The sequence below is a fragment of the Adlercreutzia muris genome (assembly GCF_008831045.1).
GTDB classification, from domain to species: domain Bacteria; phylum Actinomycetota; class Coriobacteriia; order Coriobacteriales; family Eggerthellaceae; genus Adlercreutzia; species Adlercreutzia muris.
In genome coordinates, this window is record NZ_WAJS01000020.1 from 23,212 (window position 1) to 39,362 (window position 16,151).

Here is a 16,151-nt window from a genome sequence, read left to right on the forward strand (position 1 = left end):
CCTATCAGATGTGCCGACAGAAAGGATGCCCCCATGTGGTGCCATAAGATCCTCGTGGCCTATGACGGCAGCACTCCCTCCCGCAAGGCCTTGGAGGTCATGCGCGAGATCGCCCAGTCGAACCCTGCCGCGGAGGTGGTGCTCGTGCACGTCATGCGCCTGTTCTCCTCGGGCTCGGCGGCTGCCGGCATGGCCACTGTCATGGTGGAGGACGCCATGGCCATCCGCCGGGAGCTGGAGGCTGTCGCCGCCGAGCTGCCGAACCCTGCCGAGGTGAAGGTGCTCAAGGGCACCTCGCCGGCCGACCTCATCGTGAACTGCGCGAAGGACGAGGGCTGCGACCTCATCATCATGGGCAGCCGCGGTCAGGGCGGCGTGAAGGGCTTCCTCGGAAGCGTCAGCTACGCAGTGACCAAGGAATCGCCCGTCACCGTGCTCATCGCGAAAGAAAGCGTGTGCCAGTAATGCCTGCCCCTGCTGCCGTAGCCGCTTTCTGCGCGAGCGCGTTCTTCGTCGGCGCGCGAACCTGTATTTGGCCATGGCCGCAGCGGGCTCCTGCGCTGTTCATGGTGGTGGGCCAAAACCGAGAAGGACGCCCGGGAGCGCTGCGGTCCGAATTCTCGTCTCGCACGATTGGGAATGCGCGCGTTTCTGACAGGGGAAGAAAGTGGCTGGGGTACTAGGATTCGAACCTAGGTAGCTGGTACCAAAAACCAGAGTCCTGCCGTTGGACGATACCCCAGTGCCGTATCGAATGTCCGTGCGAGTTACGCGGCCGGATGACGAGATGGGGGAAACGGTGGGAATCCCGCTGCTCGCGACACCAGTGAACGGACGGCTGGTCGTGGTTGCGACCAGGCGAGAAGATGGTGGGCCCTGCGGGGATCGAACCCGCGACCTTGGGATTAAAAGTCCCCTGCTCTACCGACTGAGCTAAAGGCCCGTACTTCTCACGCAAGCGTATAGTTTACCGCTCGCGCGGGATGCGGTCAATGCCAGAGACCTACGAGAACTGTCGTTTTCTTCTCAGTGGGAGGCGGGCTGCCTGTATCAGCGCAGCGTCGTTGACCGATCGATGGCATTGCGCTGTTGTTTCCGTGGCCATAAATCGTAACTGGTAAACTTAAGCGTGAACATCAGATTTGGCGGGCTCGACTCCGCCAACGCGCCCTTGGGAGGCAACCATGCTGCATGCCCACGACGAATCGGTCCGCGCCCATCTTCTGGAAGGCGGTTTCGGGCTGGAGAAAGAATCCCTGCGCATCGACGGCGGCGGCTTTCTGGCTCACACGCCGGCTGATTTCGCCGACGATGTGCATATCGTGCGTGACTTCTCCGAGAACCAGGTGGAAGTGAACACGCCGGTGTGCGCCACGCCGGCCGAGGCGGTGCAGTCGCTCGAGCACTACAACGCCCTCGTGCAGCGGGCCATCGCGAATCTGCTCGAGCGCGAGCTGCTCTGGCCCTTTTCCAACCCGCCCTATATCCTGGGGGAGAAGGACATTCCCATCGCCCAGTACTTCGGCGACGACGCCGGCAAGACCGCCTACCGCGAGTACCTCTCCGACCGCTACGGCCGCTACAAGATGGCCTTCTCGGGCATTCACATCAACTACTCCTTCGGCGATGAGCTGCTGCGAGCCGACTATGCGCTCGCCTGCGCAGAAAGTGCCGATGCGCCCCAGAGCTTCGAGGCCTACCGCGACCAGTTCTACGTGCGCCTGGCCGAGAACTGCGTCACCTGGGGCTGGATCCTCACCGCGGTTATGGCCGCCAGCCCCGTCATGGACTCCTCCTACGTGGAGAAGGGCAAGATCGGCGGCGACTTGTTCCAGGGTCTGGCCACAGTGCGTTGCTCCGAGCTCGGCTACTGGAACTTCTTCGCGCCCGTGCTCGATTACACCAGCGCCGCGGCCTACGCCGATTCCATTCAAGCCTACATCGACAGCGGCATGATCCGCTATCCCTCGGAGCTGTACTATCCCATCCGCCTGAAGAACTTCGGCCCCTATAGCCTTGCGGGGCTGAAGGAAGGCGTGAGCCACATCGAGCTGCGCATGGTGGACCTGAACCCCCTCGTGCGTGCCGGCATCGACGAGCGGGATGTGCTGTTCAGCCAGCTGTTCCTCGTATGGGCCGCCTCGGTGGAGGGCCCGCGCCTGTCGCCCAAGGACCAGGTGCAAGCCGTGCAGAACTTCAAGAACGCCGCGCACTACGACTTGAAGACCGTGAAGATCGTCATGCCCGACGGCGCGGCCCACTCCGTGGTGAAGTCCGCGAAGCGCGTCATTGCCGCCATGGAGGAGTTCTACGCCGACTTCGGCGCATCGGTGCACGACTGCCTCGCCTTCCAGCGCCGCAAGTTCGACGAGCCCGAGACCCGTTACGCCTGGATCATCCGCGAGAAGTTCGGCCAGGGCTTCGTCGCCCGCGGCCTGCAGCTGGCCCGGCTCCGCCAGCGCGAGTATGTGGGGGAGTAGGGAAGCTTGCATCCCCTCGGAGGCTGTGCTATCATTCCCTCTTGCCGACAAGGCGGCGGCGCTCTGGCAGCGCGAATAATACCTGGCGGCTCCGGGTGATCTCCGAGAGCTGCGCGGCTCGACCGCAGGCCTGACAAGCAGGTCATTTCAAAGCCAAACCCGCTTTTTGGTTTTTTACGCCCTTGTGCGAAATTTCTCTTCAAATTTACTTGCATCTTTGTTACCATTTTGCGCTGCTGCTTTATCAGTCCGCTTGGAGGAGCAACTTTTGGCTAAAGAAGATGTAATCGAACTCGAGGGCACGGTGCTCGAAGCCCTGCCCAACGCGATGTTCAAGGTGGAACTTGAGAACGGTCATACCATTCTCGCCCACATTTCCGGCAAGATGCGCATGCACTACATCAAGATCCTGCCCGGAGACCGTGTCACGGTGGAATTGTCGGTCTACGACCTCAACCGCGGCCGCATCACCTACCGCTTCAAGTAGTTTCCCAGACGGCCCGATCGGGCGCACGCTCCCGCGAAGACCCGGATCCTTCGCGCGGGGTCACAGCTGAGAAAACAATCGCCAGCGGCTGGGCGTGCACGTATAGAACGATCCGCATACCGAAAGGAAAGTGATATGAAGGTACGTCCTTCGGTCAAGAAGATGTGCGACAAGTGCAAGATCATCCGACGCCATGGCAAGATCCTCGTCATCTGCGAGAATCCGCGCCATAAGCAGCGTCAGGGCTAGGGAGAAAGGACTCTTAAGAAACATGGCACGTCTCGTTGGTGTCGATCTTCCCCGCAATAAGCGCATTGAGATCGCCTTGACCTACATTTACGGCATTGGCCTCACTACGGCCAAGCAGATCATCGCCGAAACCGGCGTGAACCCCGACATTCGCGTGAAGGACCTCTCCGAGGAAGACCTCGCGAAGCTGCGCGACTACATCCAGCAGAACCTCAAGGTCGAAGGCGACCTGCATCGCGAGGTTTCGCAGAACGTGAAGCGCCTCATGGAGATCGGTTGCTATCGCGGCCTGCGTCATCGTCGCGGCCTGCCCGTTCGCGGTCAGCGCACGCACACGAACGCTCGTACCCGCAAGGGTCCGCGCAAGCAAATCGGCGGCAAGAAGAAGTAGTGAGGTAAGCAAACCGTGGCTAAGAAGCAAGTACGTACGCGCATCAAGCGCTCCGAGCGTAAGAACATTGCCGTGGGCGCCGCTCACATCAAGTCTACGTTCAACAACACCATTGTCTCCATCACCGATCCCCAGGGCAACGTGATCTCCTGGCAGTCCGCGGGCACCGTGGGCTTCAAGGGCTCTCGTAAGTCCACGCCGTTCGCCGCGCAGATGGCCGCCGAGGCCGCCGCGAAGACGGCTATGGAGCACGGCCTGAAGAAGGTCGCCGTCTTCGTGAAGGGCCCGGGTTCCGGTCGCGAGACCGCTATCCGTTCTCTCCAGGCTGCCGGCCTCGAAGTGGCCTCCATCCAGGACTGCACTCCCATCCCGCACAACGGTTGCCGTCCCCGCAAGCGTCGTCGCGTGTAACTGAAAGGATCGTACATTATGGCAATTAATAGAACTCCGGTTCTTAAGCGCTGCCGTCAGCTGGGCATCGATCCTGTGGTGCTCGGTTACTCCAGCAAGAAGGAATCCATCCGCCAGCCGAAGCGTCGTCGCAAGGAGAGCGAGTACGCCATGCAGCTGCGCGAGAAGCAGAAGGCCAAGTTCATCTACGGTGTGCTCGAGAAGCAGTTCCGTGGTTACTTCAAGCGCGCCAAGTCCATGCAGGGTCAGACCGGTGAGAACCTCATGACCATCCTGGAGACCCGTCTCGACAACGTGGTCTTCCGCCTGGGCTTCGCCCGCACCCGCAAGGAAGCCCGCCAGATGGTGACCCACGGCCACATCTGCGTGAACGGCCGCCGCGTGGACATCCCGTCCTTCCGTGTGCGCGCCGGTGAGCTCGTCTCCGTGGCTCCCAAGGCCAAGGAGCTTCTCGTCGTGAAGAGCGCGCTTGTCTCCAACGAGCGCGTGCAGGTGCCCGCCTGGCTCGAGATCGACATCGAGAAGCTGCAGGGCAGCGTGCTGTCCCTCCCGACGCGTGACCAGATCGATCTGGACATCAACGAGCAGCTCATCGTCGAACTGTACTCGAAATAATCGCGGCTCATTAAGGAGGCTACTCACACATGACAGAGTTCATGAGGCCTACAGTTACTACGGAGGAAGTCAACGACACCGTTGCCCGCTACATCGTCGAGCCGCTCGAGCGCGGTTACGGCAACACCCTGGGCAACTCCATGCGTCGCGTTCTGCTCTCCTCGCTGGACGGGGCGAAGGCCACCGCTATCCAGATCGAGGGCGTGCAGCATGAGTTCACTACCGCCGAGGGCGTCATCGAGGACATCACCGACATCGTGCTGAACGTGAAGGGCCTGGTGTTCTCCCAGGTGTCCGACGAGGCCGACGAGGCGACCGCGCACGTGTTCGCCGAGGGTCCCTGCACGGTGACCGGTGCCGACTTGGAGGTGCCCGGCCAGTTCAACCTGGTGAACCCGGATCACGTCATTGCCACGGTGGCCGACGGCGGCCAGCTGGACATGACTATCCGCATCGGGGTGGGCCGCGGGTACGTGTCCGCCGAGCGCAACAAGCGCACGGAGGATCCCATCGGCATCATCCACGTTGACTCGCTGTTCTCGCCGGTGCGTCGCTGCACGATGAACGTGACCGACACCCGCGTGGGTCAGCGCACCGACTACGACAAGCTGGTTCTGGAAGTTGAGACCGACGGCTCCATCGACCCCACCGAGGCCGTGTGCCGCGCGTCCAACATCATCAACCAGTACATGGGGGCGTTTCTGGCCCTGGCCGCCACGGGCGAGGAAGAGGAGGGCGAGGCCCCGTCCATCTTCGCGCCGGAGGGTCAGGAGTCCAACGCCGAGCTGGACAAGCAGATCGAGGACCTGGATCTGTCCGTCCGCTCCTACAACTGCCTGAAGCGCGCGGGCATCCACTCCGTGCGCCAGCTCGTCGAGTTCTCCGAGAACGACCTGCTGAACATTCGGAACTTTGGTGCGAAGTCCATCGAGGAAGTGAAGGACAAGCTCATTTCCATGGACCTCAATTTGAAGCTTTAGGAGACACGAGATATGAGACACAACAAGAAGGGGCGGAAGCTCGGCACCGACTGGAGCCACACCAAGGCTATGAAGCGTAGCCTGGTTGCCGCTCTGTTCCTGAACGACCGCATCAAGACGGTGGAGGCTCGCGCCAAGGAGATCCGTCCCGATGTGGATAAGATCGTCACTTGGGCCAAGCGCGGCGACCTGCATTCCCGCCGTCTGGCCATCGCCTACCTGAACGACAAGGAGCTCGTGCGCGAGATCTTCGAGAAGGTCGCCCAGGGTATGTGGCAGGATCGTCCCGGCGGCTACACCCGCATCATGAAGCTGGGTCCCCGCAAGGGCGACAACGCCCCCATGGTCATTATGGAGCTCGTGACCGAGCCCTGCGTGCCCAAGGCCGAGCGCCAGGCCGCTGCTGCCAAGAAGGCCGCTTCGAAGAAGGCTGCCCCCAAGAAGGTGGCCAAGAAGGCTGAGAAGGCCGAGGAGGCCAAGGCCGAGAAGTCCGAGGAGCTCGCTGAGGATCTGGGCTTCGAGAACGACGGCACCGTGGAGCAGATCGAGGCCGTGGATGCCGCTGAGAAGGCCGAGGCCGTCGAGGAGGCCCGCGAGGATGCCGAGAAGGCTGAGGCCGAGGCTGCCAAGGAGGCCGAGACCGTCGACGCCGAGAAGATCGAGGAGGAGCAGGCCGACGTCAAGTAGGCTGCTTGCCAGATCGTTCGGATGCACCTGGCGCCGGACAGCCGCATGAGCCGGCCGCTGGGATCATCGTTCTATAGGGAAGACGACCGCTTACGGGCGGTCGTCTTCTTTTATTTCAGTCGGGCAACGCGTGTACAACTGCTCAATTACTATCGGTGCAGTCAGCTTTCCGTGGCCTGTGCAGCCCATAGAATAGGCGATGCAAGGGCACGAGATCTTGCTCTTACACCTTCTGTTCACGGAGATCTTCTCAGATTGAAAGGAGCCGGATCATGGCTGACAAGGATACCCTGATGAAGGAGTTCGTCGAGACCGAGGCCGCGAAGACCGAGGATGCGGTGGCCGACCTCGAGCGCATCGAGGAGGAAGTGGCCGCCGAGGCCACCTCGTCGGTGGAGTTCGAGGATGCGCTCGGCAACGAGCAGGCCGCAGCCGAGGCCGCCGAGACGGCCTTCGAGTTCGATCAGGCCAAGATCGGTACGGCCGGCATCGGCGAGGCCCTGTAGCGCATACAGACGCGGTACCGACGAGCCGCGTGACACAATCGGGGATTTCGCTAACTCAACCCTCGATCGTGCGCGAACGGCCAGATGCGCGGCGACCCGCTCCTTAACAACGAGCCGCCCATACCATCTGTAGCATGGGAAACCCCTTTCGGGCGGAAGGGGTTTCCTGCGTTTGAGGATGCTGGGCGGGGTTTGGGAGAAGGGAGTGCCGAGCATCGTTTTGTGCGCTAGCATAAAACGACGTTGTCAGCAGGGCCGTGGCCGACTGCCCCGGTGCCGGGGGCTCTGGGAATCGCCGTTTCTGTCATACTGCGCCCATGGTATCGCTTCGCACATCGCCCTCGCGGATCCCGCGTTCTGTGCGCACCCTGGACGGGCGCGTGAAGATCGCGCTCCTCATGGCCTTTTCGGTCGCACTCTTCTGGGTCCACAGCCTGAGTGCCCTCGCTGCGGCCGCGGCTTTGCTTGCGGTCGTCATGGCCCTCGGGCGGGTGCGGTGGGTCGCGGTGCTCAAGGGCGGTGCCCCGGCCTATGTTATTGCCGCGTTCCTGCTGGTGTACAACAGCGTGAGCCTCGGCTGGATGGCTGGGGCGGTGGTGGCGGCCCGGGTGCTGCTACTCGTGTGGGGAAGCCTCGTGCTAGTGTCGCTGGCCACGGCCACCGAGCTCTCCGAGGCCCTGCGGCGACTGCTTACCCCGCTGGGTCGCGTGGGCCTGCCGGTGCGGGATGTAACCACGGCCCTTTCCATTGCCCTGCGCTTCATCCCCTTGACAGCCGAGGAGCTGGTCGGCGTGCGTGCTGCCCAGGCCTCGCGGGGCGCTTCCTTCCAAGGGGGAGGGCTGAGGGGGCGGCTTGCGGCCTACGGAGGGCTCATGGTGCCGCTGTTCGTCGGTCTGTTCCGTCGCGCCGACCGTTTGGCTGCGGCCATGGATGCTCGCTGCTTCGGGGCCTCTACGGAGCCCACGACCCTTGATGGACGGCGCTTCCGTAGGAGCGACGGCGTTGTGCTCCTTGTCGGCATCGCCCTGTGCGTCGCCGTTGCGCTCGTCCCCTGAGAGCCTGCGGGCTGCGGGGCGGCCTCGGCCGGAGCGCGCCCGGTGCCGAGCGGAAAGGGCGCGGACCTTTCCCTACGGGGTTGCGCTCGGGCTTTCCTCGAGCTCGGGCGTAGGGGCCGTCTCGGTGGGCGCTTCGCGCTTCTCGGGCTGGGGCGCCAGCTCGCTCATGAGGATGGCAGCGAAGATGAGGGCAAAGCCGAGCATCATGCGGCCCGTGACCACTTCCCCGCAGAGCAGCACGCTGGCGATGACGCCGAAGACCGATTCCAAAGACAGCAGCAGCGACCCCTGGGCCTCGGGCACGTGGGCGAGGCCCACGTTCTGCAGCACATAGCACACTCCCGAGGCGAGTACCACGAGATAGGCCAGGTTCAGCAGGAAATCGGCATTGGCCACGGCGGCGAGCCCGGGGAAGGGCTCGGTGGCCGCCCCCAGCAGAAGGCCCAACACGCCGCCGAAGAGGAACTGGTACACCGTGAGCCCCAGCACGTCGTAGGTTTGGGAGAGGCGGGCGATGGCGATGATCTGGGCTGCGAAGAACACGGCACACAGCAGGGTCATGAGATCGCCGAAGCCGATGGTGAGGGTGTCCGCGGCCACGGACACGAGCCCGATGCCCGCCACGCACAGCACCGCTGCCCCCACATTGGCCACGGTGGGCCGCCTGCGGGCCACAGCCCACAGCATGAAGGGCACGATAATGCAGTAGGTGGCCGTGAGGAAGGCGTTCTTGCCCGGGGTAGTGTCGGTAAGCCCCACGGTCTGCACCCAGAAGGCGAGGAAGGTGACCGCGCCGAGTGCGAGCCCCGCGCCGAGGAAGCCGGCATTCAGGCTGCCGCGCAGGTGACGGTGAAACACCGCGGCCATGAGCAGGCCCGTGAGCAGGAAGCGCACGCCGATGAGCTGGGCTGGCGGCAGCACGTCAACGGCGTCCTTCATCACCACGAAGGCAAACCCCCAGATAACGGTGGCCGCCAGCAGCATGAGTTTGTACACGAAGCTCGGCAGGCTCCGTTTGGTCTGTCGCGTGGTATCCATGGCTCGCCATTATACGAGGGTCAGCTGCGGGGTGCCAGGGACCAACGCGGTCGATCGGTTGCAGCTTGGGGTGGGGCGGCGGAATGAGGGGGCAAGCGGGTCGGCGTGACGGAGTTGCGGGTGAGGAGATGTTGGACGAAGCTGCCTTTGGCCGCGGTCCGTTCCCGTTACCGCTTCTCAACACGGGGGCAACGAGCGGGGGCCGCCGAGGGCGCGGGTTGCCCGGGCACGGCACTATAGGGTAAACGGCAAAACCGCGTTAGAGAGGACGTGCCATGTACTATTCCAGCGGCAACTACGAGGCCTTCGCCCATCCCCTGAAGCCCGAGGGGGTGGATGGCAAGTCGGCCTACATCGTGGGCAGCGGTTTGGCGGGCCTGGCGGCCGCGTGCTTCCTCGTGCGCGACGGGCAGATGGCCGGCGAGCGCATCCATATCTTGGAGCGAGGGCCTCGCGCCGGCGGCGGCTGCGATGGCTGGGACTACCCGAGCCTCGGCTACACCATGCGCGGCGGCCGCGAGATGGACAACCACTTCGAGGTGATGTGGGACCTGTTCCGCGACATTCCCTCCATCGAGGATCCGAACGTAAGCGTGCTCGACTACTACTATTGGCTGAACAAGCGCGACCCCAACTACTCCCTGTGCCGCGCCACGGTGAACCGCGGCCAGGACGCCCATACCGACAACCGCTTCGATTTGTCGGACAAAGCCTGCATGGAGATTATGAACCTGTTCTTCACCCCCGAGGAGGACCTTCAGGACAAGGTCATCACCGAGTACTTCTCCGACGAGGTGCTGAACTCGAACTTCTGGTTGTACTGGCGCACTATGTTCGCCTTCGAGAATTGGCACTCGGCTCTGGAGATGAAACGCTACATCACCCGCTTCGTGCACCACGTGGGTGGCCTGCCCGACTTCTCGGCGCTGCGCTTCACCCGCTACAACCAGTACGAGTCCATGATCCTGCCCATGGTGAACTACCTGAAGGGCCACGGGGTGGACTTCCGCTACGACACCCATGTGACCGATGTGCGCTTCTCCTGCGATGGAGCGAAGGACGAGAACCGCAAAGTGGCCACCGAGATCCGCTTTTTGGTAGAGGACGAGCCTGAGGCCATCGGCGCCGTGGAGGGGCTGCCGGGGGATGAGGCCCCCGATCCGGCGGGCATCCGCGAGCAGGTCATCTCCCTGACCGAGAATGACCTCGTGTTCATCACCCCGGGCAGCTTGGTGGCCCATTCCTCTTTCGGCAGCCAGAACACGCCGGCCCGCTATGCCCCCGAGCTGACGCCCGGGGATGGCTGGGATCTGTGGAAGCGCATCGCCGCGCAGTCGCCGGCTTTCGGGCGTCCTGAGAAGTTCTGCGGCGACCCGGCCAAGAGCAACTGGGAGAGCGCCACGGTGACCACGCTGGACGAGAAGATCCTGCCCTACATCGAGGCCATCTGCAAGCGCGATCCGCTCTCCGGCGGCGTGGTGACCGGCGGTATCGTGTCGGTGCGGGATTCCAACTGGCTGCTGTCCTGGACCATCAACCGCCAGCCCCAGTTCCGCGATCAGAAACCCGGCACCGTGTGCGTGTGGCTCTACGGCCTGTTCACCTCCGTGGACGGCAACTACGTGAAGAAGCCCATGCGCGACTGCACCGGGCGTGAGATCTGCCAGGAATGGCTGTACCACCTGGGCGTGCCCGAGGAGCAGATCGAGGAGCTGGCCGAGAAGAGTGCCAACACGGTGCCCTGCATGATGCCCTACATCACGGCCTTCTTCATGCCCCGCGCCGACGGCGACCGCCCGCTCGTGGTGCCGGAGGGCTCCGTGAACTTCGCCTTCATCGGCCAGTTCGCCGAAACGCCCCGCGATACCATCTTCACCACCGAGTACTCCATGCGCACTGGCATGGAGGCGGTGTACACGCTGCTGGATATCGACCGCGGCGTGCCCGAGGTGTGGGGGAGCGCCTACGATCTGCGCTGCCTGCTGAACGCCACGGTGCTGCTGCGCGACGGCAAGCCGGCCACGGACATGAATATGAACGTGCTGGAGAAGCTGCTGCTGTCCCGCGGCCTGAAGGAGATCGAGCACACCGATATCTACGGGCTGCTGAAGGAGTACGGCGTCATTCCCACCACCGACGAGAACCGCGATGCGCCCGCGCCCGACCCCGGGGCGGTGTGGCCCGGCATCCACTAGGGGCAGCGCCTTGGTTTTGTGCGCCCCGCGCAGATGCGTTCTCGCGCGGGGCGCTTTGCATGGTATGATGGGAAACGCTGAACAACAGCGTCGACATTACCTGCAAGGAGGCACTACATGAGCGTCATCATCGATGTGTACGGGCGCGAGATCCTCGATTCCCGCGGCAATCCCACCGTCGAAGTGGAGGTCGTGCTGGAGGACGGTTCCTTCGGTCGCGCGGCGGTTCCCTCCGGGGCGTCCACCGGCGCCTTCGAGGCCGTGGAGCTGCGCGACTGCGACAAGAAGCGCTACCTGGGCAAGGGCACCCTGGATGCTGTGGCCCACGTGAACGGCGAGATCGCCGAGACGCTCATCGGCCTCGAGGCCGATGACCAGCGCGCCATCGACGCGGCCATGATCGCCCTGGACGGCACCGAGAACAAGGGCGCTCTGGGCGCCAACGCCATCCTGGGCGTGTCGCTGGCTGTGGCCAAGGCTGCCGCCGAGGCCGCCGAGCTGCCCCTGTACAAGTACGTGGGCGGTGCCAACGCGCACCTTCTGCCTACGCCCATGATGAACATCCTGAACGGCGGCGTGCACGCTGACAACAACGTGGACTTCCAGGAATTCATGATCATGCCCGTGGGCGCGGCAACCTTTGCCGAGGCCCTGCGCTGGTGCGCCGAGATCTACCACACCCTTAAGAAGGTGCTCCACGACGCCGGCCTTGGCGGCGGCGTGGGCGACGAGGGAGGCTTTGCCCCCAACCTGAAGACCAATGAGGAGCCCCTGGCCTACATTGTGCAGGCCTGCGAGGCCGCCGGCTATAAGCCCGGCACCGACATCCTGTTCGCCATGGATCCGGCGTCCACCGAGTTCTACAACGCCGAGACCGGCAAGTACGTGCTGGCCGGCGAGGGCCGCGAGCTCACGAGCGACGAGATGGTGGACTACTGGGAGGCCTTGGTGAACAAGTACCCCATCGTGTCCATCGAGGACGGCATGGCCGAGGAAGATTGGGACGGCTGGAAGAAGCTGACCGAGCGCATCGGCGACCGCGTGCAACTGGTGGGCGACGACCTGTTCGTGACCAACTCCAAGCGTTTGGCCAAGGGCATCGAGCTGGGCTGCGCCAACGCCATCCTCATCAAGGTGAACCAGATCGGCAGCCTCACCGAGACCCTGGAGGCCATCGAGATGGCCAAGCAGGCCGGTTATGCCTGCGTTATGAGCCACCGCTCCGGCGAGACCGAGGACGTGACCATCGCCGATCTGTCCGTGGCGCTGAACACCGGCCAGATTAAGACCGGCGCCCCGGCCCGTTCCGACCGCGTGGCCAAGTACAACCAGCTCATCCGCATCGAGGAGCAGTTGGAGGGCCAGGCCGTCTACGCCGGCATGAAGGCCTTCTACAACATCAAGCGCTAAGCTGCCGTCGGAACTCACCTTACTGAAAAACGCTCCCTGCCGGACGCATTCCAGCGGGGAGCGTTTTCTTCGCAGAATGCTCTCGTTCTCGGGAAATCTACCCCAACAGCCCCAAACCCTTGGCGATGTTCGCGATGAAGTCCTGCACGTTGGTGACGATGCCGCGGCTGGCGAGGCTGCCCCGGTCCACGAGCTTGTTCACGGCGAATTCCGCAATGTCCACGCAGTAGAAGTACACGGGGCGGATGGTGCCGTCGGGCAGCACCCGGTAGCTCGGGGTCATGTTGCCCGTGGCGATGGTGTGCAGCATGGTGGCCATGCAGATGACCGTGGTGGCCGATCGGATGTGGTCGCGCATGGCATCCTGGGCATCGTAGGCATTGCCGAACACGCCGGGCAAGGGCCCGTCGTCGCGGATGGAGCCGGCGAGCACGTAGGGCACGTTGTTGCGCACAAGCGCCTCCATGATGCCGTCGCGCACGCCCTCCTCTTCGATGAACCGCTCGATGCTTCCCCAATAGCGCACGCGGTTGATGGTGTCCAGATGGTGGTAATGGCCGTTGGGGCGGTTCTCCTGGGTCTCGATGTCCTGGCCCAGCGACGTGTGGAAGTAGGCCCCTTCCAAATCGTGGGTGGCCAGGGCGTTGCCGGCGAACACCGCATCGGCGTAGCCGGCATCGACGATCTTGGCGAAGGCATCGCGCGAAAAGCCGTTGAACGTGAAGGCCGGCCCCATGACCCACACGATAAAGCCGTGGTCGCGCTCGTGGCGCAAAAGCTCGTAGAGCTCGTCGTAGTCGCGGGAGAAGGCCGTCTCGCGACTACGGCCGAGACGGAAGGCGAAGTTGTCGTGGCCTCCGGGGTGGGGCGCCCCGTTCTCGGCTGCGGTCAAGCTGCGGAAGCCCTCGGTGTACACGAGGATGCCCTCCTCACCGTTCTCGGTGCGCCCGCAGGCGATCAGGTCGCCGGCGCGGATGTGGCGGAATTCACGCACGAACACCGCGCCGTCTTCCACCACCGCCACGCAGTCCATGCGGGAGTCCCGGGCGAGCACCCATTCCCCGTCGATTTTCAGGTACTCGGGATAGATGGACATGGCGTGGTAGTTCTCGGGGGCCACGAAATCCTTCGGCGCGGGTACGAGGGCCGCGTTCGGCGCGGCAACTAGGTGCGGCAGCGAGAAGTCGGGGGCGGTATAGGGGGTGGGCGCGAAATCCATGGGCGGCCTTCTCTCAGAAGCGGTTTCGGTATCCTCATTGTAGCGCGGTCGAAACGCTTCCGAGGGCCAGGCCGCTGTTCTCCACAACGGCGCCGCGCCCGTCCGGGACTTCTGGCATTTCGGGCTTCAGCGAGAACGCTTGTGTCGCGGATAATCACTCTGCAACGGGCTGTCGGTCGGCTAAGGGGTAGTTTTGTTTCCGAAGGGGCAGATTTTGTGCAGCAAACTCCGCGAAATAGATGCGCGAGGGGCAACGGGGCGGCATAAGGCGTTATACGGCCAATTAGCCATGAAGCTGAACAGGCATTTCTCAAATAAGGAGCTCTCTTCGGTACGAGCAAGGCTGCGCCGGGGTCTATCTCGCGGAGTTTACTGCGCAAAATCGGCGCGACGGGAATCGCGATCGCTCGGAATCGCGATCGTTCGGAATCGCGGTCGCTCTGAAAACGCGCTCTCTTTCGCGCAGGTTTATCCTCGGACGGTTATAATAGAGCGCGGAAATATGGCGCAGCGTGCCCGGGTTGGCGTGCCCAGCCGCGCGAGCGCTTGAGGAGGAGAAAGGGAACTGACGTGAAGGATATGATCTCGCTGGAAGAGGCCCGCGCGCTCGTGTGCGGCGCCGTGGAGCCGATGGCCGTGGAAACCGTGGGGCTGCTGGATGCCGTGGGTCGGGTGGCCGCGGCCGATCTGACCAGCGACATCGACGTGTCCCCCTTCGCCCACTCGGCCATGGACGGCTTCGCCCTGCGGGCCGCCGAGATCGAGGCGGCCGACGGGAAGGCGCCCGTGGTCCTGCGCGTGATCGCCGAGATCGGCGCCGGCGATGTGTTCGAGGGCGTCATCGGGGCGGGGGAGTGCGTGCGCATCATGACCGGCGCCTGCCTGCCCGACGATGCCGATGCCGTGGTGAAATATGAGATCGTGGCCGTGGTGGAAGGCGACGGGCATGCAGGATCGCTCGTGTCCTTTGCGGCGCCGACGAAGGTGGGGTCCAATGTGCGCCCCGCCGGCGAGGAGGCTCGGGCCGGCGAGGTGGTCGTGCGCGCCGGCGAGGTCGTCGGCGCGGCCGGCGTGGGCTTTCTGGCCGGCTGCGGCGTGTTGGAGGTGCCGGTGCGCCGCCGTCCCCGGGTAGCCATCATCGCCACGGGCAGCGAACTCGTGTCCCCTGCGGAGGTGCCTGGCCCCGGCAAGATCCGCAATTCCAACAGCTACGCCATGGCCGCCTGCGCGAGCCGGGCCGGCGCGGTGCCCCATATCCTTCCCATCGTGGAGGACACCTACGAGGCTCTGCGCGCGGCCGTGGCCGCGGCCACGGAAGAGTACGACTTCGTGGTGACCACGGGCGGGGCGGCCAACGGCGACTACGATTTCATCAAGCCCGTGGTGGCCGATCTGGGGGAGTTGCTCATGGCCACGGTGAACATGCGCCCGGGCAAGGCCCAAACCTTCGGGCTGGTGAATGGCACGCCGGTCTTCGGCCTGCCGGGCAACCCGGCCGCGGCCTACGTGGGCTTCGAGCTGATTATCCGCCCGGCCCTGCGTACCATGCAGGGCTACGGCTTCCTCGATCATCCGGTGGTTCGAGCGCGCCTGACCGCCGATGAGAAGAACCGCGACCCGCGCCGTATCTTCTTGCGCGGCACCCTTACCCGCGCCGATGACGGCGCCTTCGAGGTGACGCCGGCTAAGAACCAGAGCTCGGGTCTGTTCGGGCCCATCCAGAAGACCAACTGCATGGCCATCATGCCCGAGGGCGGCGAGCCCCAGCCGGCGGGAACCATGGTAGACTGCATCCTGCTGGATGTGCCGGAAGAGGTTTGTCTCTAGCCTGCCTGTGCCCGTCGCGGCTCCGTTGAAGAGGGAAGGCTGACGGAAAGGAATCCCATGACCATTAAATTCGCCATTATCACTTGCTCTGATACCCGCACCCTGGAGACTGACGAGGCGGGGGCTAGGCTGGAAGAGCTGATCGCCGCCGAGGGCTGGGAGTGCATCCGCCGTGTCGTGGAGAAAGACGAGCGCCCGTTTATCGCCGGGGCGTTGCTGGACGCGTGCGACCACACCGATGCCGACGTGGTGCTCACCTGCGGCGGCAGCGGCCTCTCGCTGCGGGACGTGACCCCCGAGGCCACCCGCGACGTGGCCGACCGCGAGGTGCCGGGCATTGCCGAGGCCATGCGCGTCCACAGCCTGAAGATCACCCCCTACGCCATGCTGTCCCGGGCCATTTGCGCCCAGCGGGGCCGCACCCTCATCATCAACCTGCCCGGTTCCACCAAGGCGGCCACCGAGAATTGGGAGGGCATCGTGGCGGCGCTGCCCCACGCCGTGAAGATGATGGCTGGAGGCGGCCATGACACGCAGAAGAGCCTCTCGGAAAAACTCTCTGCTGCGGCAGCGCGAGGCGAGCTCGGATAAGGGGCACTCG

The 16,151-nt window shown here is 64.1% G+C and carries 17 protein-coding genes and 2 tRNA genes; 15 read left to right on the plus strand and 4 right to left on the minus strand.

From position 1 onward, the window contains the following. The first annotated feature begins 33 nt into the window (after positions 1–33). A complete protein-coding gene (locus F8D48_RS07355) occupies positions 34–465 on the plus strand; it encodes a universal stress protein (protein WP_151430850.1) in 432 nt (143 codons plus the stop codon). Positions 466–668: 203 nt separating this feature from the next. On the opposite strand, the gene F8D48_RS07360 is transcribed toward F8D48_RS07355, so the two are convergent. Next, positions 669–742: transfer RNA gene (locus F8D48_RS07360), tRNA-Gln, on the minus strand. 125 nt (positions 743–867) lie between these two features. Beyond that, positions 868–943, minus strand: a tRNA-Lys gene (locus tag F8D48_RS07365). 241 nt (positions 944–1,184) lie between these two features. Here F8D48_RS07365 and F8D48_RS07370 point away from each other — a divergent pair. The 10 genes from F8D48_RS07370 to F8D48_RS07415 all read left to right on the plus strand — a co-directional run bounded on the left by F8D48_RS07370 (position 1,185) and on the right by F8D48_RS07415 (position 7,861). After that, entirely contained in the window at positions 1,185–2,480 is a 1,296-nt protein-coding gene (locus F8D48_RS07370) for a hypothetical protein (protein ID WP_151430852.1), read from the plus strand. Between the two features lie 268 nt (positions 2,481–2,748). Beyond that, complete coding sequence (gene infA, locus F8D48_RS07375; protein ID WP_016309306.1) at positions 2,749–2,967, plus strand: translation initiation factor IF-1; 219 nt, start codon at positions 2,749–2,751, stop codon at positions 2,965–2,967. Positions 2,968–3,102: 135 nt separating this feature from the next. Next, on the plus strand, positions 3,103–3,216 hold the full coding sequence (rpmJ, locus tag F8D48_RS07380; protein ID WP_016309305.1) for a 50S ribosomal protein L36: 114 nt from the start codon (positions 3,103–3,105) through the stop codon (positions 3,214–3,216). Between the two features lie 22 nt (positions 3,217–3,238). Beyond that, positions 3,239–3,607, plus strand: coding sequence for a 30S ribosomal protein S13 (gene rpsM, locus F8D48_RS07385; RefSeq protein ID WP_135969801.1), 369 nt, complete (start codon positions 3,239–3,241; stop codon positions 3,605–3,607). A 15-nt stretch (positions 3,608–3,622) separates the two neighbouring features. Continuing rightward, positions 3,623–4,018, plus strand: a complete 396-nt coding sequence (gene rpsK / locus F8D48_RS07390) for a 30S ribosomal protein S11 (RefSeq protein WP_028026883.1) — start codon at positions 3,623–3,625, stop codon at positions 4,016–4,018. An 18-nt stretch (positions 4,019–4,036) separates the two neighbouring features. Next, positions 4,037–4,633: a 30S ribosomal protein S4 gene (gene rpsD / locus F8D48_RS07395; protein WP_028026882.1), complete on the plus strand. Its 597-nt coding sequence runs from the start codon at positions 4,037–4,039 to the stop codon at positions 4,631–4,633. A gap of 29 nt (positions 4,634–4,662) precedes the next feature. Then, the gene (locus F8D48_RS07400) at positions 4,663–5,613 is read left to right on the plus strand and encodes a DNA-directed RNA polymerase subunit alpha (protein ID WP_135969802.1); all 951 of its coding nucleotides are present in this window, start codon (positions 4,663–4,665) and stop codon (positions 5,611–5,613) included. A gap of 12 nt (positions 5,614–5,625) precedes the next feature. After that, positions 5,626–6,300, plus strand: coding sequence for a 50S ribosomal protein L17 (rplQ, locus tag F8D48_RS12190; RefSeq protein WP_135969803.1), 675 nt, complete (start codon positions 5,626–5,628; stop codon positions 6,298–6,300). A 272-nt stretch (positions 6,301–6,572) separates the two neighbouring features. Continuing rightward, complete coding sequence (locus F8D48_RS07410) at positions 6,573–6,806, plus strand: BAG1 BAG family molecular chaperone regulator 1 (RefSeq protein WP_135969804.1); 234 nt, start codon at positions 6,573–6,575, stop codon at positions 6,804–6,806. 359 nt (positions 6,807–7,165) lie between these two features. Continuing rightward, a complete protein-coding gene (locus F8D48_RS07415; RefSeq protein ID WP_170272771.1) occupies positions 7,166–7,861 on the plus strand; it encodes an energy-coupling factor transporter transmembrane component T family protein in 696 nt (231 codons plus the stop codon). Positions 7,862–7,933: 72 nt separating this feature from the next. Here the strand turns inward: F8D48_RS07415 and F8D48_RS07420 are convergent, their stop codons facing one another. Further along, a complete protein-coding gene (locus F8D48_RS07420) occupies positions 7,934–8,899 on the minus strand; it encodes a DMT family transporter (protein ID WP_151430856.1) in 966 nt (321 codons plus the stop codon). A gap of 275 nt (positions 8,900–9,174) precedes the next feature. Here F8D48_RS07420 and F8D48_RS07425 point away from each other — a divergent pair, with 275 nt between their 5' ends. Both F8D48_RS07425 and eno read left to right on the plus strand, forming a co-directional pair. Next, positions 9,175–11,094 carry an oleate hydratase gene (locus F8D48_RS07425; RefSeq protein ID WP_151430858.1) on the plus strand — a complete coding sequence of 640 codons (1,920 nt, stop codon included), beginning with the start codon at positions 9,175–9,177 and terminating at the stop codon, positions 11,092–11,094. Positions 11,095–11,211: 117 nt separating this feature from the next. Then, a complete protein-coding gene (gene eno, locus F8D48_RS07430) occupies positions 11,212–12,504 on the plus strand; it encodes a phosphopyruvate hydratase (protein ID WP_151430860.1) in 1,293 nt (430 codons plus the stop codon). A gap of 97 nt (positions 12,505–12,601) precedes the next feature. Here eno and F8D48_RS07435 read toward each other — a convergent pair whose 3' ends face one another. After that, positions 12,602–13,723 (minus strand): putative NPN-dependent ornithine cyclodeaminase, encoded by a 1,122-nt coding sequence (locus F8D48_RS07435; protein ID WP_151430862.1) that lies wholly within the window; start codon positions 13,721–13,723, stop codon positions 12,602–12,604. A 570-nt stretch (positions 13,724–14,293) separates the two neighbouring features. Here F8D48_RS07435 and F8D48_RS07440 point away from each other — a divergent pair. Continuing rightward, positions 14,294–15,550: a molybdopterin molybdotransferase MoeA gene (locus tag F8D48_RS07440; RefSeq protein WP_151430864.1), complete on the plus strand. Its 1,257-nt coding sequence runs from the start codon at positions 14,294–14,296 to the stop codon at positions 15,548–15,550. A 57-nt stretch (positions 15,551–15,607) separates the two neighbouring features. After that, positions 15,608–16,141: a MogA/MoaB family molybdenum cofactor biosynthesis protein gene (locus F8D48_RS07445; RefSeq protein WP_151430866.1), complete on the plus strand. Its 534-nt coding sequence runs from the start codon at positions 15,608–15,610 to the stop codon at positions 16,139–16,141. Positions 16,142–16,151 lie beyond the last annotated feature (10 nt).

Excerpts from the sequence above, each read along its gene's own strand:
- F8D48_RS07355 (WP_151430850.1), top strand. The coding sequence starts at position 34 with ATGTGGTGCCATAAGATCCTCGTGGCCTATGACGGCAGCACTCCCTCC.
- F8D48_RS07370 (WP_151430852.1), top strand. The coding sequence starts at position 1,185 with ATGCTGCATGCCCACGACGAATCGGTCCGCGCCCATCTTCTGGAAGGC.
- rpmJ (WP_016309305.1), top strand. The coding sequence starts at position 3,103 with ATGAAGGTACGTCCTTCGGTCAAGAAGATGTGCGACAAGTGCAAGATC.
- rpsM (WP_135969801.1), top strand. The coding sequence starts at position 3,239 with ATGGCACGTCTCGTTGGTGTCGATCTTCCCCGCAATAAGCGCATTGAG.
- rpsD (WP_028026882.1), top strand. The coding sequence starts at position 4,037 with ATGGCAATTAATAGAACTCCGGTTCTTAAGCGCTGCCGTCAGCTGGGC.
- F8D48_RS07400 (WP_135969802.1), top strand. The coding sequence starts at position 4,663 with ATGACAGAGTTCATGAGGCCTACAGTTACTACGGAGGAAGTCAACGAC.
- rplQ (WP_135969803.1), top strand. The coding sequence starts at position 5,626 with ATGAGACACAACAAGAAGGGGCGGAAGCTCGGCACCGACTGGAGCCAC.
- F8D48_RS07410 (WP_135969804.1), top strand. The coding sequence starts at position 6,573 with ATGGCTGACAAGGATACCCTGATGAAGGAGTTCGTCGAGACCGAGGCC.
- F8D48_RS07420 (WP_151430856.1), bottom strand. The coding sequence starts at position 8,899 with ATGGATACCACGCGACAGACCAAACGGAGCCTGCCGAGCTTCGTGTAC.
- F8D48_RS07425 (WP_151430858.1), top strand. The coding sequence starts at position 9,175 with ATGTACTATTCCAGCGGCAACTACGAGGCCTTCGCCCATCCCCTGAAG.
- eno (WP_151430860.1), top strand. The coding sequence starts at position 11,212 with ATGAGCGTCATCATCGATGTGTACGGGCGCGAGATCCTCGATTCCCGC.
- F8D48_RS07435 (WP_151430862.1), bottom strand. The coding sequence starts at position 13,723 with ATGGATTTCGCGCCCACCCCCTATACCGCCCCCGACTTCTCGCTGCCG.
- F8D48_RS07445 (WP_151430866.1), top strand. The coding sequence starts at position 15,608 with ATGACCATTAAATTCGCCATTATCACTTGCTCTGATACCCGCACCCTG.